The 26140-nt window shown below is 60.3% G+C and carries 25 protein-coding genes; 10 read left to right on the plus strand and 15 right to left on the minus strand.

The genetic code is table 11. The features are described 5' to 3' along the window. Nucleotide 1: 1 nt before the first annotated feature. Nucleotides 2–358, plus strand: coding sequence for an NADH:ubiquinone oxidoreductase (locus BK660_RS10100; RefSeq protein ID WP_123433188.1), 357 nt, complete (start codon nucleotides 2–4; stop codon nucleotides 356–358). 4 nt (nucleotides 359–362) lie between these two features. Here BK660_RS10100 and BK660_RS10105 read toward each other — a convergent pair whose 3' ends face one another. Then, nucleotides 363–1013, minus strand: coding sequence for a DUF1826 domain-containing protein (locus BK660_RS10105; RefSeq protein ID WP_123433189.1), 651 nt, complete (start codon nucleotides 1011–1013; stop codon nucleotides 363–365). Next, nucleotides 1013–2221 carry a zinc metallochaperone GTPase ZigA gene (gene zigA, locus BK660_RS10110; RefSeq protein ID WP_123433190.1) on the minus strand — a complete coding sequence of 403 codons (1209 nt, stop codon included), beginning with the start codon at nucleotides 2219–2221 and terminating at the stop codon, nucleotides 1013–1015. Before zigA ends, BK660_RS10105 begins: the two co-directional genes overlap by 1 nt. A 143-nt stretch (nucleotides 2222–2364) precedes the next feature. Here zigA and BK660_RS10115 point away from each other — a divergent pair, with 143 nt between their 5' ends. Beyond that, the gene (locus tag BK660_RS10115; RefSeq protein ID WP_123433191.1) at nucleotides 2365–2742 is read left to right on the plus strand and encodes a glutamine synthetase; all 378 of its coding nucleotides are present in this window, start codon (nucleotides 2365–2367) and stop codon (nucleotides 2740–2742) included. On the opposite strand, the gene BK660_RS10120 is transcribed toward BK660_RS10115, so the two are convergent. Then, complete coding sequence (locus BK660_RS10120) at nucleotides 2739–3935, minus strand: N-acetylmuramoyl-L-alanine amidase (protein WP_123433192.1); 1197 nt, start codon at nucleotides 3933–3935, stop codon at nucleotides 2739–2741. The two genes, BK660_RS10115 and BK660_RS10120, sit on opposite strands and share 4 nt — an antisense overlap. 85 nt (nucleotides 3936–4020) lie before the next feature. On the opposite strand from BK660_RS10120, the gene folE2 reads away from it, so the two are divergent. From folE2 to BK660_RS10145, 5 genes are all read left to right on the plus strand, one after another. Further along, entirely contained in the window at nucleotides 4021–4917 is an 897-nt protein-coding gene (folE2, locus tag BK660_RS10125) for a GTP cyclohydrolase FolE2 (RefSeq protein WP_123433337.1), read from the plus strand. Then, the gene (locus BK660_RS10130; RefSeq protein WP_123433193.1) at nucleotides 4914–5582 is read left to right on the plus strand and encodes a metal ABC transporter ATP-binding protein; all 669 of its coding nucleotides are present in this window, start codon (nucleotides 4914–4916) and stop codon (nucleotides 5580–5582) included. Before folE2 ends, BK660_RS10130 begins: the two co-directional genes overlap by 4 nt. Further along, nucleotides 5582–6448 carry a metal ABC transporter permease gene (locus BK660_RS10135; RefSeq protein ID WP_123433194.1) on the plus strand — a complete coding sequence of 289 codons (867 nt, stop codon included), beginning with the start codon at nucleotides 5582–5584 and terminating at the stop codon, nucleotides 6446–6448. Before BK660_RS10130 ends, BK660_RS10135 begins: the two co-directional genes overlap by 1 nt. An 11-nt stretch (nucleotides 6449–6459) precedes the next feature. Beyond that, entirely contained in the window at nucleotides 6460–7335 is an 876-nt protein-coding gene (locus BK660_RS10140; protein ID WP_123433195.1) for a metal ABC transporter substrate-binding protein, read from the plus strand. A gap of 155 nt (nucleotides 7336–7490) precedes the next feature. Then, nucleotides 7491–8387, plus strand: coding sequence for a His/Gly/Thr/Pro-type tRNA ligase C-terminal domain-containing protein (locus BK660_RS10145; RefSeq protein ID WP_123433196.1), 897 nt, complete (start codon nucleotides 7491–7493; stop codon nucleotides 8385–8387). A gap of 24 nt (nucleotides 8388–8411) precedes the next feature. On the opposite strand, the gene BK660_RS10150 is transcribed toward BK660_RS10145, so the two are convergent. Beyond that, the gene (locus BK660_RS10150) at nucleotides 8412–8933 is read right to left on the minus strand and encodes a DUF3617 domain-containing protein (RefSeq protein WP_123433197.1); all 522 of its coding nucleotides are present in this window, start codon (nucleotides 8931–8933) and stop codon (nucleotides 8412–8414) included. A gap of 132 nt (nucleotides 8934–9065) precedes the next feature. Here BK660_RS10150 and cls point away from each other — a divergent pair, with 132 nt between their 5' ends. Next, nucleotides 9066–10505, plus strand: a complete 1440-nt coding sequence (gene cls, locus BK660_RS10155; protein ID WP_123433198.1) for a cardiolipin synthase — start codon at nucleotides 9066–9068, stop codon at nucleotides 10503–10505. Here cls and cfaB read toward each other — a convergent pair. From cfaB to hflK (BK660_RS10195), 8 genes are all read right to left on the minus strand, one after another. Further along, nucleotides 10502–11689 (minus strand): C17 cyclopropane fatty acid synthase CfaB, encoded by a 1188-nt coding sequence (cfaB, locus tag BK660_RS10160; protein WP_123433199.1) that lies wholly within the window; start codon nucleotides 11687–11689, stop codon nucleotides 10502–10504. The two genes, cls and cfaB, sit on opposite strands and share 4 nt — an antisense overlap. An 84-nt stretch (nucleotides 11690–11773) precedes the next feature. After that, a complete protein-coding gene (locus tag BK660_RS10165) occupies nucleotides 11774–12562 on the minus strand; it encodes an HvfC/BufC N-terminal domain-containing protein (protein ID WP_123433200.1) in 789 nt (262 codons plus the stop codon). Continuing rightward, nucleotides 12553–13398 carry an MNIO family bufferin maturase gene (bufB, locus tag BK660_RS10170; protein ID WP_123433201.1) on the minus strand — a complete coding sequence of 282 codons (846 nt, stop codon included), beginning with the start codon at nucleotides 13396–13398 and terminating at the stop codon, nucleotides 12553–12555. The genes BK660_RS10165 and bufB overlap by 10 nt, the downstream gene beginning before the upstream one ends. 66 nt (nucleotides 13399–13464) lie before the next feature. Further along, entirely contained in the window at nucleotides 13465–13719 is a 255-nt protein-coding gene (gene bufA2 / locus BK660_RS10175; protein WP_123433202.1) for a BufA2 family periplasmic bufferin-type metallophore, read from the minus strand. A 120-nt stretch (nucleotides 13720–13839) separates the two neighbouring features. After that, nucleotides 13840–15750: a cation-translocating P-type ATPase gene (locus tag BK660_RS10180; protein ID WP_123433203.1), complete on the minus strand. Its 1911-nt coding sequence runs from the start codon at nucleotides 15748–15750 to the stop codon at nucleotides 13840–13842. Continuing rightward, nucleotides 15747–16805 carry a protease modulator HflK gene (gene hflK / locus BK660_RS10185; protein WP_123433204.1) on the minus strand — a complete coding sequence of 353 codons (1059 nt, stop codon included), beginning with the start codon at nucleotides 16803–16805 and terminating at the stop codon, nucleotides 15747–15749. The genes BK660_RS10180 and hflK (BK660_RS10185) overlap by 4 nt, the downstream gene beginning before the upstream one ends. Beyond that, complete coding sequence (gene hflC, locus BK660_RS10190; RefSeq protein WP_123433205.1) at nucleotides 16802–17848, minus strand: protease modulator HflC; 1047 nt, start codon at nucleotides 17846–17848, stop codon at nucleotides 16802–16804. The genes hflK (BK660_RS10185) and hflC overlap by 4 nt, the downstream gene beginning before the upstream one ends. Continuing rightward, on the minus strand, nucleotides 17845–19803 hold the full coding sequence (gene hflK, locus BK660_RS10195) for a protease modulator HflK (RefSeq protein WP_123433338.1): 1959 nt from the start codon (nucleotides 19801–19803) through the stop codon (nucleotides 17845–17847). The genes hflC and hflK (BK660_RS10195) overlap by 4 nt, the downstream gene beginning before the upstream one ends. Nucleotides 19804–20019: 216 nt before the next feature. Between hflK (BK660_RS10195) and lpdA the strand changes: the two genes are divergently transcribed. After that, a complete protein-coding gene (lpdA, locus tag BK660_RS10200; protein ID WP_123433206.1) occupies nucleotides 20020–21420 on the plus strand; it encodes a dihydrolipoyl dehydrogenase in 1401 nt (466 codons plus the stop codon). Between the two features lie 122 nt (nucleotides 21421–21542). Here the strand turns inward: lpdA and BK660_RS10205 are convergent, their stop codons facing one another. Beyond that, nucleotides 21543–22016, minus strand: coding sequence for an Lrp/AsnC family transcriptional regulator (locus BK660_RS10205; protein ID WP_027926238.1), 474 nt, complete (start codon nucleotides 22014–22016; stop codon nucleotides 21543–21545). 144 nt (nucleotides 22017–22160) lie between these two features. On the opposite strand from BK660_RS10205, the gene BK660_RS10210 reads away from it, so the two are divergent. Then, nucleotides 22161–22790: a LysE family translocator gene (locus BK660_RS10210; RefSeq protein WP_123433207.1), complete on the plus strand. Its 630-nt coding sequence runs from the start codon at nucleotides 22161–22163 to the stop codon at nucleotides 22788–22790. 3 nt (nucleotides 22791–22793) lie between these two features. Here the strand turns inward: BK660_RS10210 and BK660_RS10215 are convergent, their stop codons facing one another. Then, nucleotides 22794–24911 (minus strand): hypothetical protein, encoded by a 2118-nt coding sequence (locus BK660_RS10215; RefSeq protein ID WP_123433208.1) that lies wholly within the window; start codon nucleotides 24909–24911, stop codon nucleotides 22794–22796. Continuing rightward, entirely contained in the window at nucleotides 24898–26091 is a 1194-nt protein-coding gene (locus tag BK660_RS10220; protein ID WP_123433209.1) for a DUF3142 domain-containing protein, read from the minus strand. Before BK660_RS10220 ends, BK660_RS10215 begins: the two co-directional genes overlap by 14 nt. Nucleotides 26092–26140 lie beyond the last annotated feature (49 nt).

The following is a 26140-nucleotide window of genomic DNA, read 5'->3' on the forward strand; positions in this document are numbered from 1 at the left end:
GATGCGGTTGATGGGATTGTCGTTATTGCTGGCACTGTGTTCTGGCGAGGTGTTTGCCCAAGCCTGCGTGGTACATACCACATCCGTGAGATTGGACGTAAAAGTCTGCCAGCAAAACCGCAACATCCCGGAAAAGCTCTTCGCCGACGGCTTCTGCCAGCCCAATCTGGCCGGGCAGACCGTCGACGTGCAGTACGTTGACCAATGCCCAACGGGCGCATTCGGGGTGTGCAGCAACGCTCAAGTCGCCAATATGCCTTACCGGCAGGACATTCACTATTACGGCGTGGCCACCGATGCGGCCTATTTGAAGCCGTTTTGCGAAGCGCAAAGCCAAGGCAACTGGCTCACGCCTTGAGGCGTTAGCCGAGCCAATCGAGGGTCAGGATCAAACGACGCTCGCCCGATGCGGGTTGCGGCGAGCGGTGAATCACGCCAAAACCTTCGTTGCCGTGCCACTTTTCGCCCTTGAACAGCGCCACATCCCCGCTGGCGATCTGCTCGATCAGCGAATCCTGTACAGGCTCAGCCTCAGGCTGGCTCAATTGGCGACGATCCATAACGCCCTCTCGCAGCCACTGACTGCCGATGCCGGAATACGTAGTGATCAGCCGCACCGGCACATGATCGACGTGGAAACGCGGGCACATGGCCTTGTCCAGCGCCCGCAAACGCAGGCCGATGCGCTTGGCGCCCAGCAAACAGGCAAACGCGCTGACCAGCCACGACACGTCGGCCATGAAGCCCTCATGCCCTTCCAAATTGCTGAAACCTGAGGCCAATCCCTGCAGATTGGGTTCGGCGTCATCGCTGGGCATGTCCAGGACTAGCGACTCGGCCAACGGCGCGTTCAGCGACAGCAGCAACTGGCCGAAATCGACGATATGCACCGGAAGCTGGCGCTGCCAAATGGCGAGGTTTACCTCGTCATCGAGGATTCTGGCGAGCGTTTGCGGCGTTTCGCCCTGGACAGGATGAGCGACCGAACGCCGCTTCAGACTCGGCGCCAACATCAGGCTGCAGCCTCTTCGTGCCACGGCCCAAACGGGTCTGGCAGCAATCGCCAACCTTCCATGCCCAAGGCCATTTCGGCCTCCGTCAGCAGGCAACCGTCGAGTTCGGCGGTGAGTTGCGCGAAGTCGATGTTCTGCCCGATGAACACCAATTCCTGACGGCAATCGCCGGTGGCGGCCGTCCAGTTCTGCATGATCCCGGCGGTGCTTTCTTCGTCCTGCGGCCACTGGGTTTTCGGCACAAACCGCCACCAGCGCCCCGCGAACCCATGGCGCATCAAACCACCCGCCTGGGACCAGCTACCGGCGTCCATGGGCTTGCTGGCCAGCCAGAAGAAACCTTTGGAACGCAGCAGCTTTCCATTCACCCAAGGGCGGTCGATGAAGCTGAAAAAGCGTTGCGGATGAAACGGTCGGCGGGCCCGGTATGCGGTCGAGGCGATGCCGTATTCCTCGGTTTCCGGCACGTGCTCGCCACGCAATTCCTGCAACCAGCCCGGTGCCTGAGCGGCTTTTTCAAAGTCAAAGCGACCGGTGTTGAGGATTTTTTCCAGGGGCACTTCGCCCATGACCATGGGGATGATGTCTGCCTGCGCGTTGAGGCGTTGAAGAATCGCGATCAGCTCCTCGCGTTCGCGGCGGCTGATCAGGTCGATCTTGCTGATCAGGATCACGTCGGCGAATTCGATCTGCTCGATCAACAGATCAGTGATCGAGCGCTCGTCCTCCTCACCCAACGTTTCGCCACGGGACGCGAGGCTTTCGGCGGCTTGGTAGTCGAGCAGGAAGTTCATGCCATCCACCACGGTGACCATGGTGTCGAGCCGCGCCATGTCGGCCAGGCTTTGCCCTTGTTCATCGCGAAAGGTGAAGGTTTCCGCCACGGGCAGCGGTTCGGAAATGCCCGTGGACTCGATCAACAGGTAGTCGAAACGCCCGTCCCTGGCGAGTTTGCTGACTTCTTCGAGCAGGTCCTCGCGCAAGGTGCAGCAAATGCAGCCGTTGCTCATTTCAATGAGTTTTTCTTCGGCGCGATTCAGGCTGACATCACGCTGGACTTCGCTGCCATCAATGTTGATCTCGCTCATATCGTTGACGATGACAGCGACTCGCAGGTTGTCGCGATTGCGCAGGACGTAGTTGAGCAGCGTACTTTTTCCTGCACCGAGAAAGCCCGAGAGCACGGTCACGGGGAGACGATTGGGCATCAGGTATTCCTCACAAGGGTGCCCGGTCGCAGTGTCGGGCTTGACTCAATGTTATAGTATAACAATGCAATCAAACCACTCTCCTCTTGCCCATGACGACAAAGCGACCGATGCTGAAGGCCGTTCAGTCCCCGAGGAAACCCATGCGTACTGCCCTGAAACTGGCGCTGATGAGTGTTTCGCTGCTGATGGCCACACAGACCTGGGCGCAGATTCCGAGCCTGGCCCAGTGCACCCGTAGCGCCAATCTGCTGGCCTGCGTGGATGTCGACGGCAACGCCTACAGCGTCAACACCGTGGGCAGCACGATCTATCTGCGCGGCTTCGAAATGGCGGGCAAGCGCTACTGGGCACAGACCAACAGCCGCTACGGGCAACTGACCTTTTTCACTGGCATCGCTTCCGACGGCGAAGCCTGGGTTGGCTACAACCGTCGGGTGGGCTGGACCACCATCAATCGCTTCTCCAGCTCGGGTGGCAGCAGCGCCAAATTCACCTGCAGCCGGATTACCGGCTGCTAGACCTGCGCTTTTTTCTGCGCTTGTTGCCAGGCGATGTAGCTGTTGGCGGGCGGATGTTTCTGGAAATAACGCTGCAACCCTTCGAATAAACCGTCCGCCACCGCCTGCTGATGACGTGCAGTGACCAATCGCTGACTGTCGCGAGCATTGGAAATAAAGCCGGTTTCCACCAGGATCGATGGCACGTCCGGCGACTTCAACACCGCAAATCCGGCTTGTTCCACGCGCTTTTGATGCAGCGTGGTGATCCCCGCGAGGCTGCCGAGGACCGTGCTGCCCAACTGCAAACTGGCGGCCAGGGTGGCGTTCATCGACATGTCGAGAATGACCCTGGCGAGCATCGGATCCTTGTCCTTGAGATTGAGCAAACGCGTGGCGCCCAGCAGGTCCGCGCCGTTCTCACGCTGCGCCATGAAGCGTGCCGTGGCCGAGGTCGCACCGCCTTCAGACAGGCAATACACCGAGGCACCGGAAGCGGTGAGACGCGGGGCTGCGTCCGCGTGCACCGAGATGAACATGTCGGCGTTGTGCTTGCGCGCTATTTCTACCCGTTTGCGAAGCGGAACAAAGAAGTCGTCGTTGCGCACCAGCTTCACATCAAAGCCCTTCTCGCGTTTCAGACGCTTGGCCAGCAGCTGAGCGATGGATAACACCACGTCTTTCTCTCGCTCCCCTTTAGCGCCGACCGCGCCAGGGTCTTTCCCGCCATGACCAGGGTCGACCACCACGATGATGTCGCGCTTGGGGTGTGCCGCGTCCTGGATCGTCTCAGAGGGCATCGCAACGGGTAACGGCGCAGCGGACTTGAGATCGAGCACAAGCCGATGGCCTTGGCCATCCTGCGGCGCTAGCAAAAAGCTGTTGAGCTGCACCGGGCCGCTGAGGTCGAGGACGATTCGCGTATCCCCCAGGCCAAAATGCCCGGAGCGGATCGAGCGGATCATCGTATCGGCGAGGGATAACTGACTGAAATCGCCACTGAGGTTGGCGCCACTCAGATCAATGATCAGCCGCTCGGGCGCACTGAGGGAAAAGGTTTTGTAGTGCACCGGCCCGCTCAGATCAAACACCAATCGCAGCTTGTCATCCGACCGCCGCAACCGTGCGTTGCGAATTTGCGTGGCCGAGACACCAAAGGGCAACGCGAAGGCTGCGCTGGCCAGAATCAGGTTGAGCAAGTGACGTCTGTGCATGAAGAGAACCGCTCGAGAAAAAGACGTAGTCGAATTTAATGTAATAACATAACATGCCGAATCGATTCCCACGATGGACCTGCTCATGAATGCGCTGACTCTGCCGGACATCGCCGCGCAAGCCTCTCGCCAAGCCCTGCCACTCGACTGGGTGGGCATGTGCGGCATTGCCCTTCCTGTTCTGATCGATGGCCAACGTCTGAGCGCAACAGCTGATGCGGGCGTGAGCCTTGATGATGGAGAAGCACGCGGGATTCATATGTCGCGGCTGTATCTGGCGCTGGAAATGCTTGAGCAGGAGAACTTGAAACCGGCTTTGTTGCGGCGCGTCCTGCGAAGTTTTCTCGACAGTCATGAAGGACTGTCCCGAAGCGCTTACTTAAAAATTCGCGCTGATTTACTGCTCAAAAGGCCGGCGCTCATCAGTCCGCTGGCCGGTTGGAAAAGCTATCCGGTGAGTATCGAAGCGCGATTGAAAAACGCGATGTTCCACGTGGAACTAAAAATCGACGTGGCTTATTCCTCGACGTGTCCGTGTTCAGCGGCACTGTCCCGCCAGTTGATTCAGCAGCAATTCGTCGATGACTTTGCCAACCGCTCACTGGAGCACGCCGATGTACTGGCATGGCTCGGTTCCACAAAAGGCATGGTTGCGACTCCCCACAGTCAACGCAGCACCGCGCACCTAAGCTTGCGTCTAGACGATTATCTGGACGACCTGCCGTTGATTGCCCTCATCAACGACGCAGAAGCCGCACTCGGCACCGCCGTACAAACCGCGGTCAAGCGCGCCGATGAACAAGCTTTCGCCTTGGCCAATGGTCAGAACCTGATGTTCTGCGAAGACGCCGCGCGACGTCTGAACCTTGCCCTGAAACGCTCACCCGGCCTCCACGCCTTTCACGTCCGAGTCGTCCACGCCGAAAGCCTGCACGCCCATGATGCCGTTGCCGAAAGCCGCTGGAATTGGGAGGCCGCATGATCCGTTGCCAGGCATTGCGCTGGGGCGCCCCCGGCCAACCACTCACACCCCCCTTGGATTTCGAACTGCCCAAGGGAAGCCTGACCGCCGTGATTGGTGCCAACGGGGCGGGGAAAAGCAGCTTGCTGAAAGTCATCGCCGGATTACAAAAGCCACTCACAGGCAAAGTCGTCCTCGATGTTCCACGCAAGGGCTCACTCTCCTTCCTACCCCAGCAACAACACCTGGACCGGCAATTTCCCATCAGCCTCCGGGAGTTGGTAGCCGCCGGTTTCTGGGGCAGTAAGCAATCGCCCGAGCTGCGCAGCCAGCGCCTGAAAACAGTGCTGGAAGATTGGTGCCTCAGCGGTCTGGAGCAACGCCCGTTGATGGCCTTGTCCGGAGGAGAACTGCAACGCGCCCTGCTCGCCCGATTGAGCCTTGCGCAAACGCCAGTGTTGTTGCTCGACGAACCGCACGCGGCGCTCGACGAACTCGGTCAGTCGCTGCTCTGGAAGCACATCCACCAATGGCATGACGAGGGTCGAACGCTGGTTGTGGTGTGCCATGACCTCGCCGCCGTTCGCCAACACATCTCGCACACGCTGCTGATCAAAAGCAGTGGTTGCCTGCTCGGACCGAGTACCGAACTGATCCGGCAACAACCACAGACACAGGTGGCCTGATGCTCGCCGCCACTCAGCTTTGGCAACCGTTCCACGAGTTTGTGTTCATGCGTCGGGCGTTGATTGGCGGACTCGTCCTGGCCTGCAGCACGGCACCGCTGGGTGTGTTCCTGATCTTGCGGCGCATGAGCCTGATCGGCGATGCCGTCGCTCACGGGATCTTGCCCGGCGCCGCACTCGGCTTCTGGTTCGCGGGTTTGAGTTTGCCGGCATTGACCTTTGGTGGACTGGGCGCTGGTCTGAGCATGGCCGGACTGGCCGCATGGATCACTCGCCGTACCGGCTTGCGAGAAGACGCCAGTCTGGCTGCGATCTATCCGATTTCCCTCGCCAGCGGCGTGCTGATCCTGGGCATCGCCGGTAAACGCCTGGACCTGTTACACCTGCTGTTTGGTTCCGCACTGGCAGTCGATGGCCCAACATTGACCGGCATGTTGTGGGTCTCGGGCTTCAGCCTGATCGCCATGGGCCTGATCTATAAACCACTGTTGCTGGACACCCTCGACCCGCTCTTCCTGCAAACCGTCAGCCGTCTCGGCCCCTTGGCCCACGGTGTGTTCCTGACGCTCGTGGTGCTGAATCTGGTGATCGGTTTCCAGGCCATCGGCGCGCTGATGGTGGTCGGCCTGATGATGCTGCCTGCCGCCGCGTCGCGTTTCTGGAGCCGCCGGTTGCCAGTGTTGATTGGCATCGCCGCCGTGCTCGGCTGCCTCTCGGTGTGGCTCGGATTGCTGCTGTCGTTCTTCTACTCGCTGCCCAGCGGTCCGGCGATTGTGCTGGTTGCCGGCGGTTTTTATCTGCTGTCCGTGGTGTTCGGTCCGGTGCATGGCTTGCTGCGCCGCCCGCCTTTGCTCACATCCCAATGAGGTGTTGCCCGATGCGCGTTCTACTCGTGCTGTTCAGTTTGATGTTGTCGATGACGCTGTCTGCGGCGGAAAAACTTCAGGTGGTCACCAGCTTCAGCATCCTCGCCGACATGGCCCATCAGGTCGGCGGCGAGCATATCCAGATCACCAACATGGTCGGTCCGGACGCCGATGCCCACACCTACGAGCCGACGCCCGACGACGCCAAGGCGCTGCTCAGTGCCAAACTGATCATCAAGAATGGATTGGGTTTTGAGCCTTGGCTGGACCGCCTGGTGACCAGCACCGAAACCACGGCGCCGGTGATCAGTGCAAGTCATGGCGTCATCCCGCGCTCACTGGATGAAGACGGCGAGACCATTCCTGACCCTCATGCCTGGCACAACCTGGCGAATACCGAGCTGTACATCGCCAACATCACCAAGGCGCTGATCGCTGCCGATCCGGCGAACACGGCCGACTACCAACGCAACAGTCAGGCCTATCTGAAACAAATCTACGCCCTGCTTGCCGAAGCCAAGGCCAAGCTCGGCTCGCTGCCACCGGGCAATCGCAAAATCGTCACCTCCCATGACGCCTTCGGCTATCTCGGTCAGGCCTACGGGATCGACTTCATGGCACCGCAAGGACTGTCCACCGAACGTGAACCGTCGGCCGCTGAAGTCGCTGCGCTGATAACCCAGATTCGCCAGGCCAAGGTCAAAGCGGTGTTCATGGAAAACATCAAGGACGCCCGACTGCTGAAACAGATTGCCGATGAAAGCGGCGCGCAGATCGGTGGCACGTTGTACTCCGACGCACTCGCCGCCACCGGGCCGGCCAGTACGTTTGCCGGGCTGTTCGAATACAACCTCAACACCCTCTACCAAGCGTTGAGCAAACCATGATCCGCAAGAACCCAAAGCGCTCCAAAACAAGCTCTGACCATGAGCAGTGTGCTGACGGCCTTCTTGCTGGAATTAATGGCTGACAGAGTCCTGCCGATAACCACCCTCATGGCCAAGATCTGGCCACGTGAATAGAAGCACTCGAGAGCATCACCATGATTCAGATCCGCCTGCCCGATGGTTCACTTCGTGAATACAACCAGCCATTGTCCGTGTACGAACTCGCCGCGAGCATTAGCCCCGCGCTGGCCAAAGCGGCAGTGGCCGGTCGGGTGGACGGTGTGCTGGTGGACTGCGAATACGTGATCAGAGGCGATGCACGGGTCAGCATCGTCACGCCTCAGGAACCCGATGGCCTGGAGATCCTGCGACGCTCCTGCGCGTTGATACTGGCCATGGCGGTCAAGCAACTTTATCCCGGTGTGCAGTTGCAGTCCGGATCGTCTCTAGGTGACGGGTTCTTTTATGGATTTAGCGTCAAGCAGTCGTTAAGCCGGTCCGACCTGCCACTCATCGAAGCCCGGATGCAATTACTGGCCGCGACCAATCACTCGATCCGCCGACAAACAATAAAACCGGCCGAGCATTTGTCGCTGTACCGTCTGGGAGACTTCGAACATTTAACGACAGGCCCACATGTACCAGCCACGAAGGTATTGCAGGCGTTCTCCCTCGACTACATCAACGGTAAGTCTGAGCAACGGATCTACGGCACGTGTTGGTCTTGCCAGCAAGAGTTGGACAGCTGGCGAGCACCGCCCTTGGTCATGATTGTCAGCATGGCGGAGCGTCAGGCAAGTTATGTCCAGTCGGTGACCGAGGCTTTACGCCGAAGCGGTGTGCACGTCCATGTCGATCTGCGCCATGAAAAGGTCCGCCACAAGATTCGCGAGCACGGTCAAAAAGTGCCGTACCTGATGGTCGTGGGCGAGAAGGAACAGGAAGGTGAGTTCGTCAGTTTGCGCAGTGGTGCGGGCGAGGATTTCGGCAGGATGGGGGTTGAGGCGGCGTGTCAGTGGCTGAATCAGGCCCGCTCCCACACGAGCGTGTAGGGAGCGGGTGTAACGGCGCAGGTCTTAAGCGCGAGGCTTGACCGTCCCGCAATCCTGCCCCAGCCACACGGCGCGACTTTCCAGGCTACCCTTTTGCTGGATGCCGGTGGCATTGAAGGTGCCGTTGACCTTGGTGGTGAACTCACGGTCGCTGAGGAACGTGGCCACACCGGCGCCTTGCGCTTTCGGACAGCTGAAACGGAATTTCCACTGGTTGCCAGTACGGTCGGTGATTTCCTGTTTGCAGCCCGATTGCGGGTCGGTCAGTGGAATATTGTCGGTCTTCACCTGCTCAGGTGTCAGGCACGCCCGAATCCCTTTGCCGCCCATGGTGATCCCCTGCTTCTCCAGTTGCGCGCGCTGTTCCGGGGTCATCTGGCTCTGCAACTGTCCAAGGATCAACTGCAAGTCCGGCAGGTTCTGGTTATCGACCTGCATGTTGCTGGTGGTCAATTCCCACAACCCGGGTTGCAGCATCTGCGCCTGAGCGGCCACAGGAAGTGACACACCAATAGCTATGGCCAAACCCAGCAGACGAACGTTCATCGCGTAACTCCTGATCAGTAGTGGCCGTTAGACGCCGGGCATCGGCTTCGGTTCATGGGCCAATTAAATAGCGACATTCTGCACGGAACATGGTCTGTTAAGCACTGAATCTTCAGGAGCAAGGCTGCCCCCATGGATTACTTTGGACCGCACATTTTCGGCTACACCATTGCACTGCTTCACACGCTGGGCCTGATCGCTGCCATCCACGCGGTGCTCACCGTCCGCACCGCCCAAGGGTCGATCGCCTGGGCGCTTTCGCTGGTGTTCATGCCTTACCTCACGCTTATCCCCTATCTGGTCTTTGGCCGCAGTACCTTTGATGGTTACATCAAGGCGCGGCGCCAGGCCAACGAAGAGATGCGCAAGGCCATCTCCGAGCTCAACTGGCGCCCCTGGGTCGAGGAGGCGCTGACCGCTCGTGCTTCCAATGCCTACGCGTCGTTGCGGGCGATGCCGAAGCTGGGCCGCATGCCGTGCCTGGCGAACAACGAAGTGCATTTGTTGATCAATGGCCAAGCCACCTTTGATTCGATTTTCGACGCCATCAGCCAGGCGAAAGAAGCCGTGCTGATTCAGTTTTTTATCATCCACGATGATCGTCTCGGCCAGCGCTTGCAAAACCTGCTGCTGAAAAAAGCGGCTGAAGGCGTCGCGATTTACCTGCTGTACGATCGCATTGGCAGCCACTCGCTGCCCCACAGTTACGTACAACCGTTGCGCGATGCCGGCGTCGAAGTCAAAGCGTTCGCCACTCGCAGTGGCTGGCTCAATCGTTTCCAGGTCAATTTCCGCAACCATCGCAAGATCGTGGTGGTCGATGGTGTGCTGGGCTTCGTCGGCGGGCATAACGTTGGTGACGAATACATGGGCGAGAAACCACCACTGGCGCCCTGGCGCGATACCCATGTTCGAGTGCGCGGCCCGGTGGTCGCCTGTATGCAGGAGTCTTTTGCCGAAGACTGGTTCTGGGCTGCACGATCGTTGCCGCCGCTGATCCTGCCGGATGTGTATCCGGACGACGGCGTGCTGTGTCAATTGCTGGCAAGCGGGCCGGCGGATTCCTACGAAACCTGTTCGTTGTTCTTCGTCGAAGCCATCCATGCCGCGACTGAACGGGTGTGGATCACCAGCCCCTACTTCATCCCCGACGAAGCAGTGTTCGCCGCACTCAGGCTGGCGGTGCTGCGTGGTGTTGATGTACGACTGTTGCTGCCCTCGCGTCCGGACCACCGCATCGTCTTCGCCGCCTCCAGCCTTTATGCCTTTGAGGCCGTACGCGCCGGCGTGCGGGTGTTCCGCTACGAGCCCGGTTTCCTGCATCAGAAAGTGGTGTTGATCGACAGTGAAATCAGCGCCATCGGCAGCGCCAACATGGACAACCGCTCGTTCCGGCTTAACTTCGAAGTGATGCTGTTGACGGTCGACAGTGCGTTTGCCGCCGAGGTGGAACAGATGCTCAACGATGACTTCGATCAAGCCCATGAAATTGCCAAAGACGAAGGCCGGGAGACCCACCGCCTGCAACAGATCGGCATGCGGGTCGCCCGGCTTATTTCACCGATTCTCTAAGGGGTGTAGATGTCGTCGCGGGTCCATGGCAATTCATGGCTGCCATCGGGGTGGGCTTTGACCGCAAGGATCTGGTGCAGATTGATCCAGCCCCGGGCAAACGCATAAGCGCATCCCGCCAGGTACAACCGCCAGATCCGCAAGGCTTGTTCCGGCACTTGCCTGGACGCCGCTTCAAGATTGTCTTCCAAGCGCTCGCTCCAGTGGTCCAGAGTGCGCGCGTAGTGCAGGCGCAAGCTTTCGACGTCGACGATCTCCAGACCTACTTCACTGATTTCGGCAGAAATCATCGACAGATGCGGCAGTTCGCCGTTGGGGAACACGTATTTCTCAATGAAGTCGCCGGCACCGCGTCCCACCGGACGGCCGTCGGTGTGTTTGGCGGTGATCCCGTGGTTCATCACCAGGCCGCCCTCTTTCACCGCGCCGAACAGGGTTTTGCAGTACTCAGCCAGATTGGCGTGGCCAACGTGTTCGAACATGCCGACACTGACCACTTTGTCGAAGCGCCCGTCTTGAGGCAGATCGCGGTAGTCGAGCAATTGCAGTTCGACCGAATCCTCCAGGCCCTCCTCTTTCACCCGCTCACGGGCCAAGGCAAGTTGCTCTTTGCTGAGCGTAATGCCGAACACTTTCGCGCCGAACTCCCGCGCCGCATACCGCGCCAGTCCACCCCAACCGCAACCGACGTCCAGCAAATATTCACCCGGCTGCAACCGTAACTTGCGGCACAAATGACGGAATTTGGCCTGTTGCGCCTGCTCCAGGGTTTCGCTGCCGGTCTCGAAGTACGCGCAGGAATACGCCATGTCACTGTCGAGCCACAGCTGATAAAACGCGTTGGAAAGGTCGTAGTGATAGGAGATGGCTTTGGCGTCAGTTTCCTTGTCGTGGACGGTACGAACCGGTTGATTGTCGTCGTTTTCGTCCAACATCGCCTGACTCCACTCATCGCAGACGCGGATAACGTCGCTGATGGAGCCTTCCAGCTCAAGCTTGCCCTCGACAAATGCCGCTCCGAGCGCGTCCAGGCTTGGATGGGTGAACTGGGTAACCATTTGTGGGTCCTTGACCACAATCGTGACGCTGGGCGTCGGCCCCAGATTGAACTCATGGCCGTCCCAGAGTCGCAGGCGTAGCGGTAGCTGCAGATTCTGTAAGGCCGGTGGAAGATGCGCGAGCATGGAGTGTTCCCCTGGTTTCAGACGTCTGATCTGAGGGTAGACCATCCTAGAAAATTAGCTGGCTATCGAATTAATAGCCGTTTTCTATGATGAGTGACACTGTAACCAACCATCGTGAATCCACTGCTTGAGCCAGGTTACAGCTTGAAGTGGTGCGCCCTCTCCATAGATGACTGTCAATTCAGAGCACAGTTCAGCAAAATTCCAGCCGTGCTCAAACAGCCCTTTTAGCGCATTGGCCTCTTCAGGCTCCAGGCTTCGATATTGGCAAACCAGATCATTTCGACCGATCACCACAATGCTGGGAGTGTCGAGCCCCCTACTGCCAGGGAACGGTGTTTCATCCTTGGCCGATCGCCAAAGCGCCACGCTGTTGAAAGCACATTCAAGCCATTGCAGTGAAGGGCTGGGGCTGACTTGCAGCGTCGGCCAATCTTGCGGTGCCAGATCCGCCATGTCCTGCATCGTCAACGGCGTTCCCGGTGGTGCATCGAATGCCAGTGTGAAAGCCCACTCCAAGGCGGCGAGTTCGGCCAGAGGTGCATTTTGCTCAGGCACCAAGTGCTGACGAATGAACGCTTCAAAACCTTTGCCGAGCCAGCGAAGGCTGTAATGAGTCGAGGGCTTCTGGCGGATGTACGCTGCGGCGAGCTGTTCGAACTCGTCGTCACCCAGCCAGTTAAGAACGGCGGGATAGTCGCCGCGCAGCACTTCCTGCAGTCGGGCTTGGTAAGCATTGTGATAAATCGCCAGCCCCGTGCGGACGTCCAGCGTCGGACCACCCATCAGGCTTGAGCCGAGCGCCACATCCGCCACCGAAGACTCTCCCGACAGGTAACGCTCAAAGGACAGTTGCCATTCGTTCAGGCGCATTTTTGTCTCCGGGCCAACACACCCTCGCCCAGCTCCCGGGCTTTTTGCAGCTCAGTGAGCAGTTCTTCAAACGGCGGGAAATGGTCATCGCGTTCCAGCAGCGTGGCGACCGGGCCGAGGTAATCGAGGGTTTGTTGGTAAAGCGCCCAGACCGGATCGCTGACGGGATGGTCATGGGTGTCGATGACGTAATCGCCGTAATCGCTATGGCCCGCCAGGTGAAGTTGGCGGATCTTGTTCGCCGGCAAACCTTGAATAAAAGTCCACGGATCGAAGCCATGATTGCGTGAGCTGACATAGACATTGTTGACGTCCAGCAACAGCTCGCAATCGCTGAGCCGACTCAGAGCTTCGAGAAATTCCCACTCGCTGAAATCATCGCCGGCACTGCGCACGTAGCTGGAGACATTCTCCAATACCAATGGACGCTGCAATACGTCTTGCACCTGGCGCACTCGACCTGCCACGTAATAGAGACTTTCTTCGGTGTACGGTAACGGCAACAAATCATGCAACTGATGGGCGTTGCCACGGCTCCAGCACAAGTGATCGGAAACCCACGCCGGTTTGACGCGATCCGCCAGACGTTTGAGTTGTTGCAAGTAGTCGGGATCGAGGGCATGCGGCCCACCGATGGACAACGACACACCATGCATCACCAGCGGATAACGCTCGGCAATGGCATCAAGGTAATAGAGGGCTTTACCGCCCTGCACCATGAAATTTTCGGAGACGACTTCGAACCAGTCCACGGCCGGCGACTGATCGAGAATCTGTTGGTAGTAAGCACTGCGCAAACCCAGGCCGTAGCCCAGACAAGGAAGGGATGCAGACATTTGCGGACTCCTCGCAAAAAGGCCGCAGTGGCCAAGGAAGCCACTGCGGCGCCAAGCAGGGGTCGGTTATTCGCCGACCTTGCCGCCCGCTTTCATGCATTCGGTCTGAGTCATCGCCTTGAAGCCGTGGCCTTTGCAAACGGCCTGACCTTTACAGGCGTTTTCTGCGGTTTTGCAATCGTTCATACCTTTGCACGAGGTCACGCCGTAGCAGTGAACCTGAGGCGCATCGGCGGCCTGAGCCTGAGTCGCAACACCGGCAAACAGGGTGGCAGCGGCGAAAGCGAGAGCGGCACCAGCGGTAGCGGATTTGAAGTTCATTTTTTGTATCCTCGGTGATCGTCAGGGTTGTCGGCTGGAACGTTGTTCAGTCCCGACACAGCACTAGAGAGCGCTGCCCCAACGGCGTTACAGAGGCCTGCAAAAAAGTTTTCGATTCCCTCAACTGTCTTCTTTGAGCTTGAGCAAAGGCTCCTGGAAGCGCAGCAAACGGCCGGCGTTGCCCAAGACCAGCAACGTGCTCAAGTTATGCAGCAATGCCGCAATCATCGCCCCTGCCGCACCCAGCCAGCCAAACGCGGCGAAGGCCACAATCGCCAGCGTCCAGCCCAGACCGATGATCACATTGACCTGCAAGGTCTGGCGGCACTGACGGCTCAAACGCACACAGGTGCCGAGCCGACGCAGGTCACTCCCGATCAACACGATGTCAGCCGAGGCCAATGCAATGTCCGCCCCGCCCGCGCCCATCGCCACACCCACGACACCGGCCTTGAGCGCCAGGGAATCGTTGATCCCATCCCCCACCACCATCGGCCGAAAGCCGCTGCCGATTTCCTTGAGCACGCGATTGAGTTTGTCCTCCGGCAACGCCTGCGCCTCGACATCGCTGATGCCGACGTCGCGTGCGAGCGTGTGCGCGACGCTCTGCCGATCCCCCGTGAGCAGCAACTGCCGACCCAGGCCCAGCTCACGCAATTCACTCAAGGCAAATCGCGCCTCGGGTTTGACACTGTCGGCCAGCAACAACCAGGCGAGGAATTCACCGTTAAGCGCCAGCCCGGCAATCGGGCCGTCGTGCTCAGGAACCACCGACGTAGCGATGCCCAATTGCGCGAACAACTCAGGGCGACCGAGTGCGGCCTCGCCCTGTTCGGTCATCGCGACCACGCCCAACCCCTGGCGCTCGTGGATGTCCGACAGCAACAGAAAATGCTCCTGCGTGACCAACCCGGCGAGCGCACGACTCACCGGATGACTGCTGGCTGACCCGAGGCTGGCGGCCAGTTTCAGAACGTGACTTCGGTCTTCCAGCGGACTGTCGATCGACTGCAGGCGCAAGGTGCCGAACGTCAGCGTGCCCGTCTTGTCGACTACCAGCGACGTCAGGTCCGCCAGCTCTTCAAGGAACGCCGAACTGCGGATCAAAATGCCGTGCCGCGCCGCCACCGCCACCCCGGCAATCGCCGTTGCCGGTGCTGACAACACCAGCGCACAGGGACACGCTGCGACCAGCACCGCGAGCATGGCCTGCGCGTCATTGGTGACAAACCAGGTCACCGCCGCCAGCAGCAAAACCAGCACCATGTAGCTGCCGGCGTAACGCTCGAGCAAACGAGTTATCGGCGGCTTGGAGCGCTCGGCGCTTTGCATCAGCGCGATGACTTTGCCCAGGGTCGATTCGTTGCCCGTGCGGGTCACTTCGATGCGAAGCAGGCCATCGAGGTTGATCGCGCCACCGAACACCGGCATGCCAACGCCGGCCTCGATCGGCACCGACTCGCCGGTAATCGAGGCGGTATCGAGGCTCGCCTGACCGGACAACACCCGACCGTCCGCCGGTACGCGATCACCGGCGCGCACCTCAACCAGGTCGCCGGCCTTGAGTGTGCTGTTGTCGACTTCGAGAATCGAACCATCCGCCTGCACCTTGCGCGCATGGCTGCGGGTCAGTTTGCCGAGGGCGTGAATCGCCTCCTGAGAACCGATCACGCTGCGCTCTTCCAGCACGTGACCGAAGATCATGATGATCGGCAATAACGCGGCGGTCAGCAGATCACCCGTGGCCCAGGCACCGAGCATGGCGAGCGCAATCAACTGGTCGGTGATCCCGTGCAAGCTGGGGTAGCGCAGGCTGTACCACGCCGAACGCATGACCGGCACGGCCACCAACAGCGAAGCAAACCCGAGCAGCAATTGGCTGACGCCAGTCTGCTCCGGTGACAACCAGCGCCAGATCAGACCGAGCCCGAGCAGGCCCAGTGCGAGCATGGCCAGCGTCAATTGGCGAGCGGCGCTGCGTTGTTCGGCCGAGGACAACATGCTCGGTGCGGCGGCGGATTGCGCGGTCATTGTGCAGCTCCCTGAATGATCAGGCGGGAATCGTCTTTCGGATCAACCGTGGTCACGGAACCGGCCTGGCCGAGGATCTTCGGCATCCGTTCGCGGTAAATGCGCAAGAGCATTTGCGGGTCGGTGCCCTGCTGTTGCGCCGTGGCCAGGCTCAGGACGGTGGCGGTGTCGGCTGACGCTTTGGCCAGTCGTTCGCTGGCTTGGGCATGGGCCACTTGCAGCATTCGATCCGCTTGTTCGTTGGCAGCCTGGGTTGCCTTCTCGGCTTCTGTACGCGCGTTCGCCACGGCCTTGTCGGCCTGCTGATTTGCGGTCAGTACTGCGTTGAAGGCATTCACCGCAGGGCCGGGCAAACTCGATTGCACATCGACTCGCGCGACTTCGATACCCAAGTCCTGCCCTGTTGCTTTCAGCTCAGCCAAGCGCTGATTGATGCCCTGCACCAGATCACCGCGCAGACGTTCACGGCGTTCCGCAGCCTGATTATCGGCGCCGATCAGTTCCGGACGCGCTACCAGAATGGTGTCCAGGTCTCGCGCGGCGGTCAGGGCCACGGCACTCCGAGTGACCAGCCGATCCAGCGCTGGCAGTACATGCTCACCTTGCAGCACGAACGCATACGGCTCGGTGACTTTGTAAAACACCCGAACATCGAGTTGCACCACGCCTGCATCGCCCGTCAGCAAATAGCCGGAACCGGCGAGTGCATCACTGAGCGGTGTGGCGAACGTGGCAACGCGATCAGCCTGCAAGGCGACATCACTGCGCAACAGGTTTTCCACGCGACGCTCGATGACTCGATCGGCTGCTGGCAGTAAAACCACCTGCTCAATCGGCCGCGGCCATGCCAGTAACAAACCGGCATTCTGGATGCGATCCAGCGCTCCGAAATGCAGGACCACCGCGCGATTCTGCGGATCAATCTGCCGCACATTGGAGAACGCCCAGGCTAACGCAGCCAGAACCGTCACGGCATACAGCGCCAAAAAAGCCAGGCGTCCGGCCTGAATCCAGGGGCTGCTTAACTCATGTGTTCCACGTGGAACTAAATTCATGGCTGCGAACCGAACTTGTTTTCGAGGGTCGGCGGCCCGTCGACCAACACCCGGAACGGCGCGGCATCGGTGCGCAATATCAGTTTGGTGCCCGGCGAAACGATGGTGCCCAAGGTGTCGAGCGAGCGCAGCAAGTTGTACAGCTGCGGAGAGCCGGCGTACGCACGGCCGTAGATCTGCGCTGCTTCAACCCGCGATTCAGCTTCGATGTCAGCCGCTTTCACCGTCGCATCGGCCTGAACGATTCGCGCATCTCGCTCGGCAGCGGAACGAATTTGCGCAGCTTCACGTTTGCCAATGGCGGTGCGTTCTGTCGCAATTGTTTCACGCTCGGCGCGCATGCGATCAACCGTGGCGGTCAAGGTTACCGACGGCAGGGTCAAACGCTCAATCCCGACTTGCAGCACGCGCACGCCATAAGTGGTGAGCAATTGCTGATCAATCTGATGACGAAGTTGCGCCTCAAACTCGGCAATGTGTACTTGATTGGCGTCGGTGTTAACCAGGCTGGCCAAGTCAAAACTGGCGGCCGTGGTTTCCAGCGCTGAGCCGACAAAGGTGCGGATCTGCCGCGCCGCTTCATCCGGCTGGTTCTGCACCGCGCGCATGAAGCGTTGCACGTTGTCCGGATCGCCCTGCACCTGCCACGCCACGTAGGCCTGAACGATGATGCGCAAACCGTCACGGGTGCCGACATCCTGCAAACCACTGGAGGTGGTGCGCAGTCGCAAGTCGACAGGAATGGCCGCTTCGAACGGTGCCGGCCAGCGCCAGCCAAGACCCGGCTCCAGCAACACCCGCGAGGGATTGCCGAAGCGCGTGATCACGGTGGCTTCCCCCGAGCGCACCTGGACCAGGCTTGCGGCAGCGATGGCGAAAGCCACGAGCAATGCCGCCCAGCCCATGCGCCGCCATGGGAACGGGCCGGCTTCCTGCGGATCGCCGTGGTGGTGATGATGGTGACCGTGGTGATGCCCATGTCCGCCATGGCCGTGATCGTGGCCGGCGTGGTCATCGTGATCGTGTGTGTGCGACTGGCTCAATGGGTTGCTCCTGGCTGGGCGCTCGTACGCGGCGACGCAGGATCAGCCGGCAGCGTGAATGTACGGAGGTCGATGGTCGGCGCATTGCTGCTGCCACCCAGACGATGATCAAGAATCAGCAGCTTGGCGTTGGCCAGACCCTGGCTCAGCTGGCTGAGGTATTGCTCCAGCACAAAGGCTTGACCGGCGCTGGCGTAGGCTTTCTGCTCGGCGCTGAATTTCAGGTCAGCCGCCTGTGCCGTGGCGTTGATTTCATGGGCATTGGCGGTCGCTTGATCGCGGGCAATGCTCGCCTGCATTTGCGCCTGATTCGTCGCCTCCGCAGCCGCACCGCGTTCCCGCGAGATCAAGGCTTGCGCGCCAATCTGCGCAGCCTGCACACCGTGATAGGCATTGGCGGCGCCGGCTGGCGGGTGAATCGCTTCGACCACGGTGGCGAGAATTTCCACACCGCTGTTGAGTTTCTGCAAGTCGGCCTGCACCGCCCGGCCGATCTCTTCAGCGAGCCCTACCCTGTCCTCGCCGAGCAAACCGTCAAGGGTTCGCGAGGCAAAGTCATGCACCAGAATCCGGCTGGCGGTGCTGCGAATCAGCGTCGGCACGTCCGCGCTGTTGTAGGTGGCCGCCAGCGCCGCTTGATCGGTCAGGCCGATGCGATAGACGAAACGCACGTCCATGTTGACGATCTGGAAGCTCTGTTTGTCGGCGCGGCTACTGGCGATGACTTGGGATTTATCGTTCACGTGGCTGGCGTCCCATAGGCGATTGGCAATCGCCGGCGCCGGGCCTTCGGCAGGTTCGGGTACGACCGGTGCCGACGCTTCGCCAACACTGGTGGCCAACTCGTGAACCACGCCATTTTCAACATTCAGCACACGGCCCAACGGCCACGGCAATCCAGCGTGCAAACCAGGACCAAACACCTCCACCGGTTTGCCGAATCGCTCGTAGATGCCCCTCCCCTGCAAGGGTATTTCGTGAATGCCAGTGAGTGACCAGCCGACGAGGGTAACCACCGCCAGCACCGGCAGAAACGCTCGACGCATGTAAGTGAAGGCCCAGATCTGCCGCAAGTCGATGCCAAAGCGGTTGTGCAGCTCGTGCTGCAAGGCTAGCAGCGGTTGTGGCGGCCAGCGCAGCATGTCGGCGACAAAACTACGCGCCAGCAACGTTGGTTCGAGTTGTTCGCGCTGTGGACTGAACAGCGACAACACCGCCCGCAGCAGCATCTCGACTGCAACCAGGCCCGGCAGCAAACCTATCAGCACCGCCAACCGCACCGGCCAGACCGAGGTTTCACTGGCAAACAACAGGCACAACGCGCCGATCACCAGGCAAATGATTGCCACCCGCGTCAGTTGCGCCAACGCGCCGGCTTCCGGCCATTGAGCGACGTTTTCCTGGGCCAGTTGCCGCTCGACCACCAGCAGACCAAACGCCAGCAGCAACGCCAGCGCCGCGCCGACACTGGCCGATAACCCCAGCGCGGCGGGCGGTAACGCGAGGTTCCAGAACTGACTGAGGCTGAACAACGTCAACAACGCCCAGCCGCCGAGCCAGAGTGTCGGCGCGCCGATCTGGCCGAGCATTTTCATCGAGCCCTGACTGAGTCGCTCCAGCAGCCGCTCATACCAGCCTTGCGGCGCAACGGTTTCGTCAACGACGACCACGGGTAGCGGCGGGTTCATCGCTTGAGCGCGCCAGCGAGTCACCCACCAGGCGGATTGCAAACCGGCGACCAGCACCAGTAAAGCGGCGCTTTGACTCACCAATAACGCGCCCCACATCGACTGCGGCGCAAACAACCCGACAAACAACGCCAACACCAGCCCGACCGCTGCCAACGCACTCAGGCCAATGGCGAACTGGCGCAATCGCCGCCCCTGAAAGAGCGCCTGCTGAAAGCGCGGCAGCCCTGCTACCTGCGCGCCATCGACTTCGAGATCGACTTGCATACCACCCCAGTGCTTGTTCAATGCGGACATCGCGTTTCGTTACGATATAACGAAAACGGTGAAATTTTTGTTCTAAATCGCTCTATCTAAAGACGCTGAACCTGTCGCTTGGCTGAAGCCTTGACCGAAACAGCGATAAACGCACATATTACGTTCGTAATTTTTATCAACTACTACGTTTAACCAGCCCGATCCCTTCACTTCAGGAGTACATCCATGAGCAGCTACGACGTCGTGATTCTGGGCGGTGGCCCCGGTGGTTATAACGCCGCAATCCGTGCCGGCCAGCTGGGTTTGAAAGCGGCTTGCGTTGAAGGTCGCGCCACCCTCGGCGGCACCTGCCTGAACGTCGGCTGCATGCCGTCCAAGGCGCTGTTGCACGCGTCCGAACTCTACGACGCGGCCATGGGCGTGGAATTCGCCAACCTGGGCATCGAGGTCAAACCCACCCTCAACCTCGCCCAGATGATGAAACAAAAGGATGAAAGCGTTACCGGGCTGACCAAAGGCATCGAGTTTCTGTTTCGCAAAAACAAAGTCGACTGGATCAAGGGCTGGGGCCACATCGACGGGCCGGGCAAAGTCACGGTCACCGACAGTGCCGGCGGCAAGACCGAGCTGAGCGCCAAGGACATCATCATCGCCACCGGCTCCGAGCCCACTCCCCTGCCGGGCGTCGACATCGATAACCAGCGCATCCTCGATTCCACCGGCGCGCTGTCGCTGGCCGAAGTGCCCAAGCATTTGGTGGTGATCGGTGCCGGCGTCATTGGCCTGGAACTGGGCTCCGTGTGGCGGCGCCTGGGTGCTCAAGTCACGGTAGTCGAATTTCTCGACCGCATCTGTCCCGGCGTGGATGTGGAGGCTGGCAAAACCCTTCAGCGTTCGCTGAGTAAACAAGGCATCACCTTCAAGTTGAGCTCGAAAGTCACCAGCGCCACTTCAACGGCCGGCGGTGTTCAGCTCAGCATTGAACCGGCGGCCGGTGGCACCGCCGAGCTGCTCGAGGCCGATTACGTGCTGGTGTCGATCGGGCGCCGGCCTTACACCCAGGGCCTGGGGCTGGAAAACGTCGGCCTCGCCACGGACAAGCGCGGCATGCTCGCCAACAAGGGCCACCGCACCGAAGCACCAGGCGTGTGGGTGATCGGGGACGTCACCTCCGGGCCGATGCTCGCCCACAAGGCCGAAGATGAAGCCATGGCCTGCGTGGAACAGATCGTCGGCAAGGCTGGCGAGGTGAATTACAACCTGATTCCCAGCGTGGTCTACACCAAACCGGAGCTGGCCAGCGTCGGCAAGACCGAAGAGCAGCTCAAGGCCGAAGGTCGCGCGTACAAGGTCGGTAAATTCCCGTTCACCGCCAACAGCCGAGCCAAGATCAACCACGAAACCGAAGGCTTCGCCAAAGTGCTGGCCGATGAACGCACGGACGAAATTCTCGGCGTGCATCTCGTAGGCCCGAGCGTCAGTGAAATGATTGGCGAGTATTGCGTGGCGATGGAGTTCAGCGCCTCGGCCGAGGACATTGCGTTGACATGCCATCCGCACCCGACACGGTCAGAAGCGTTGCGTCAGGCGGCGATGAATGTGGAGGGGATGGCGACGCAGATGTAAGGCTTTGAGTCTTGCGTAAACAGGTCTGGCCCCTTCGCGAGCAGGCTCGCTCCCACACTGGTTATGTGTACGCCACACATCAACTGTGGGAGCGAGCCTGCTCGCGAAAGGGGCGACCCGGTCTAAAGCGGCAAATGCCCCAACGGCAACGCCCCCGGCGTCTTCACCGTATGAATCGCAAAGTTACTGCGGATATCGCTCACCCCCGGCAATTTCAGCAGCCGCTCGGTCAGAAAGCGGTCATACCCACGCAAATCCGGCACCACCACCTGCAGTAGAAAATCCGATTCCCCAGACACCAGAAACGCCGAAATCACCTCAGGCAACGCCGTCACCGCCACCCGGAACGCTTCGGCTTGCTCATCGTTGTGCCGCTCGACTTTGACCCCGACAAACACCGTCAGCCCCAACCCCACTTCGTCGCGATCCAGATTGGCCTGATAGCCGCGAATCACCCCGGCCTCTTCCAGCATCCGTACCCGACGCAAACAGGGTGAGGCGGATAAACCGATTTCGTCGGCCAATTGCACATTGCTCAGTCGACCGTCCCGTTGCAGGGCCGCGAGGATCTTGCGGTCGTAGGCGTCCAGTTTCATGGTTTGGTAGATCCTGATGGTCCGATCATGCGTAAGCAGCAGGTTATGCCAATTTCCCCTGCTTTAGAAGCTGACTAAGCAACCACCTGCCCTGCCCTTGCGTCCTAGACTGAGCTACCGAATCGACAACGAAAGGAGCGCAACATGGCAGGACTCTGGCTGTTTTTCATGGCATTGGCGGTGGTGTATTTGTTGCCCGGGCCGGACATGATCCTCCTGCTGCAAACCGGCGCCCGTCAGGGAAAAGGAGCGGCGTTGGCGACGGCGGTAGGCCTGGGGATTGCGCGTGGCTGCCATGTGGCGTTAGCCGCGTTGGGGCTGGCGGCGTTGTTCAAAGCGGCGCCCTGGACGTTCGATGTGGTGCGTCTGGCCGGGGCCGCGTATCTGCTGTGGATTGGTATTCAATGTCTACGGACGACGATGCTGCCGAACCTGAACGGCACCGAAACGACGGCAGCAAAACCGCGCTGGTCGGCGTCTATCCAGCGCGGCTTGCTGACCAATCTGCTCAACCCCAAGGCGTTGCTGTTCTGTTCGGTGCTGCTGCCGCAGTTCATCGACCCACACGCCGGATCAGTCCTCACGCAATTCGCGATCATGGGCATGCTGCTGGTCGGTGTCGGCTTCCTCTTCGACAGTGCCTATGCGCTGGTCGGCGCGGCGCTGGGCCGATGGCTGCAACGCAGTCCTTCGGCCCAGCGACTCCAGCAGTGGCTGTTTGGCAGCCTGTTGATCGGCTTCGCCGTGCGGCTGACCTTTGTGCAACAGGCGTAGGCCTTACTGCGTCCGACGGCGGCGACGGTTGATCAATAGCAATACCACCGCCGTCACGCCGACGACACCACCGATCTGCAACGGCCATTTGTAGGGACGCAGCACCGCACGCGTCGCATCAGTGGCTTGTGTGACATAACGTTTGCTGGCGTTTTCGAAGTCGGGATAAGGGCACTGGTAACCGAAATTCACTGCCCAATCCACGTAAGGCCCTTCATTGACGTAGCGTTGATACAGCGCACTTTGGTCTTCAAGGCTGCTGTTCCAGCCCGCCGCCGAGCACAGCACCGCCGCAAAGGCCTGGCTGGTGTGCGGCAAGTTATCGGCGGCGCGGCTGGCCAAGGCCGTAGCCACGAATCGATAGTGATAACGCTCGTCAGGTTTGGCGGCGCTGGCTTGCTGTCGCTGGACTTCACCTTCCGCCACTAACGGCCCGACCTTCAGCTCCGTGGTTTCAAGGCTGTAATTGCCGCCAAACGTGGCGTAGTCCGGGGCCATTTCGTAGCCGAGAATGTCCATCCCCCACTCTCGCGCCGTCCAGGCGGCATTGAACAGGGCGGCGGCGCGTTTAGTCGGCCACCATGCCGAATCTGCCAGCTGACGCTGCTGTGCATACAAACGTGCTTTTTTCTGCAGATCGGGATTGTCGAAGTACGCCAGCGCTTCGTCGTAGCGTTCTTCGCGCAACAACCGACGGCCGAGCAGATTGCGCAGTTTCGCCGCCACCGGCAGGGGCACGTAGTTGTCACGATCCTGCTGGCTCAACGGCGGTGGCGCGGGTACTTGAGTGTCGACGTAATGCTTGAGTTCATCGACGGTCAGCACCCGTTCGGCCACCGTCGCGGCATCGAACCAATAGAGGCTTTGGCTGCGATACAGCTGATCAAACGCTTGCAGATAATCCCCGCGCTGCAGCGCCAGAATCGCACTTTCACCCTCGACCCGGCACTTGGGCTGAAGGGTTTCGTAGTCGTAGTCCGGCGTGCGTCGCTCACCCCACGATTCGTTCTGCGGGAATGCCTGAGCCGCCTTGGCATACGCCGCTGCCGCCGCGTTTTTATCGCCATCGCGCAACGCCAGTTTCGCCCGCAACCACCACGCCAGACCGCCGTCGCCTGCGTGTTCAAGGAAGGCCTTGGCGCTGGCGTAATCACCTTGTTGATAATTCATCGCGGCCAGTCGATCCGCGTTATCCAGGCTGCCGCGGGTGCTGCTTTGCAGCAGTTTGATCAGTTTCAATTCGTTGGGGGGCTGATCACCAAATGACCAGCCCAGGCGGCTGATCAAGGACGCGGTGACCAGTTGTTGCACCGGTTTACCCTTGAGCAACGCGGTCAATTGATCGTCTGGCATCGCCAGCAGATCGGCCATCAGCAGCTTCAACGAGGTGTAACCCACCGCCGAGCCATGAAGGTTTTGCGTCGCGTAGAGTTCGATGGCGCTGTCCCAATCGCCAGCGGTACGGGCCACGCGCGCTTCTTCGCCGAGGCTGGCAACACCGAGTTCCAGCGGATCACTGAAACCGTCGATGCTCAGCTGACGGGTCTGCTCGAACGCCTTGCGCGACTGCACCAGCAGATCGGGTGATGCGTGCGCCTCAGTGCTCATGGCAAACAGCGCACGGCCCAGCGAATACGCAGCCCAGGTGCTGCGCAAGGCGCGTTGATCGGCCGGCAGCGCCAGCACTTTTTCGAAGTATTCGGCGGCCAAACGCTGATCACCCGCACTGAACGCCGCAGCGCCCGCCAGATACAGCTTGAGCTCGGCGGGCAGGCTCGCGCCTTGTTCTTCGACCTGATGCGCATCCGTCAGGCTGCGCAGTTGTTTCACCCGTTCTAGCTGTTCCGCCGTCAGCCCGGTCTGCTCGGCCGTATCGCGCTGCGCTGCGTAATCCGTCGCTTCCATGCTGTAGGGCGTCTGCGCGACATGCTTGAGTCCTGCAATCGCATGTCCGAGCCGATTGACCTCAAACTGGAAGTTGCCTTCCGGCAGCTCAGCCAAGGACTGGCCGCGGTTATCCAGCAAGCGCATCGGAAAGTCCGGCCCGCAGGCCAGCGCCGAACCCAGGGGCAAGCTGAGGCTCAGGCAGAGCAGATGGCGGGGCCAGTTACGGGTGAACATTCGAACCTCCTTGATCAATTTTTGTGCAGCGTGCCCAACCGATTGCACGCTGCCCACCGGCGGCTATTCGACCGTCGTTAAGGCGGGTGAAGGTAAGCAGATCGGGGCTTTGTTGCAACGCATAACCGGCCAGCGCATCGGCGCCGTCACAGCCCTGCACGGCCAGGGTCACGCGTTCGGGCCATGGGCTGTCGAGGTTGCCCTGGTTGCTGACGCTGATGTCATAGAGGCCGTCTTGCGCACTAAGTTTCACGCTCAAGAGGCTGTCGAGTGCGTCACCGCGTGCCACCGCGCCCAGGGTCGTCAGGCTCCAGGCCCGACGATCACCCGCCAGCGGCAGGCGAAACCAGATCAGGCCGGCCAGATGAGCAGGCGGATCGGCGCGTAAATCCACGGCGAGTGTGCGCAGTTGCAGTGGATCAGCCAGCAATTCGCGACGTTCGCCGCCGCGCCCCACCGATACTTCGCTTTCCACGACCGGTGCGCCAGTGGTGCCGGGCAACAAGGCCACGCCGTAGGCCGGGAGTGCCAGATAGAAAGGCTTCGTCGTGACGCGCCCCCAGCCGTTGGCCCACTTTCGTGCCTGATCCGGGTCGAACAACCCGCGCCGAGGATCGCTCACCGCGTGTACCTGCAACACGCTGCTATCGACGGTCGACAACAGCGCCGGCAGTTCGGGACTGTCGAGCCAGGCCGGCAGCGCGGTGATGCTCAGCGGTAACGTCGCCGGTAAAACCGTACGCAGGTGCGTCAGAAATGCTCGATAAGCCGGTAACCGGGCATTGCCCGCATCGTGGTCAATTTCCACACCGGCCAGCGTCAGCCCTTGGGCTTGCCAGTCGCTGAGCAGCTGTTGGATTTGCGCCGTGACCTCATCCTGGTCCAGCGACTGGAGCTGACCATCCAGGCGAATCACTGCAATCAGTGGCCGACCATCGCGATTGAGCAGCGATGGATCGATCCGCGCACGACGCCAGCCGGCCTGGGGGAACGCCTGCAAGGCCAATACCCGCAACGTCGAGAAATCCGCACGACTGTCGCGCAGGGCCGCGTCGTGGGCCGGCGTCCATTGCCGTTGCCAGACGTAGAGTTGCTGATCGAGCGGCGGCGCATCTTGTTGCTCGCAGCCGTTGAGCAGCACTGCACCAAGCAGGACCGAGAGTCGAACGAAAGACACCATGAAATCCCTGATCCCTACAAACACAGGGCTACAGGGTACACAAAACCTG

This window comes from Pseudomonas brassicacearum (genome assembly GCF_003732265.1).
Lineage (GTDB): Bacteria > Pseudomonadota > Gammaproteobacteria > Pseudomonadales > Pseudomonadaceae > Aquipseudomonas > Aquipseudomonas brassicacearum_D.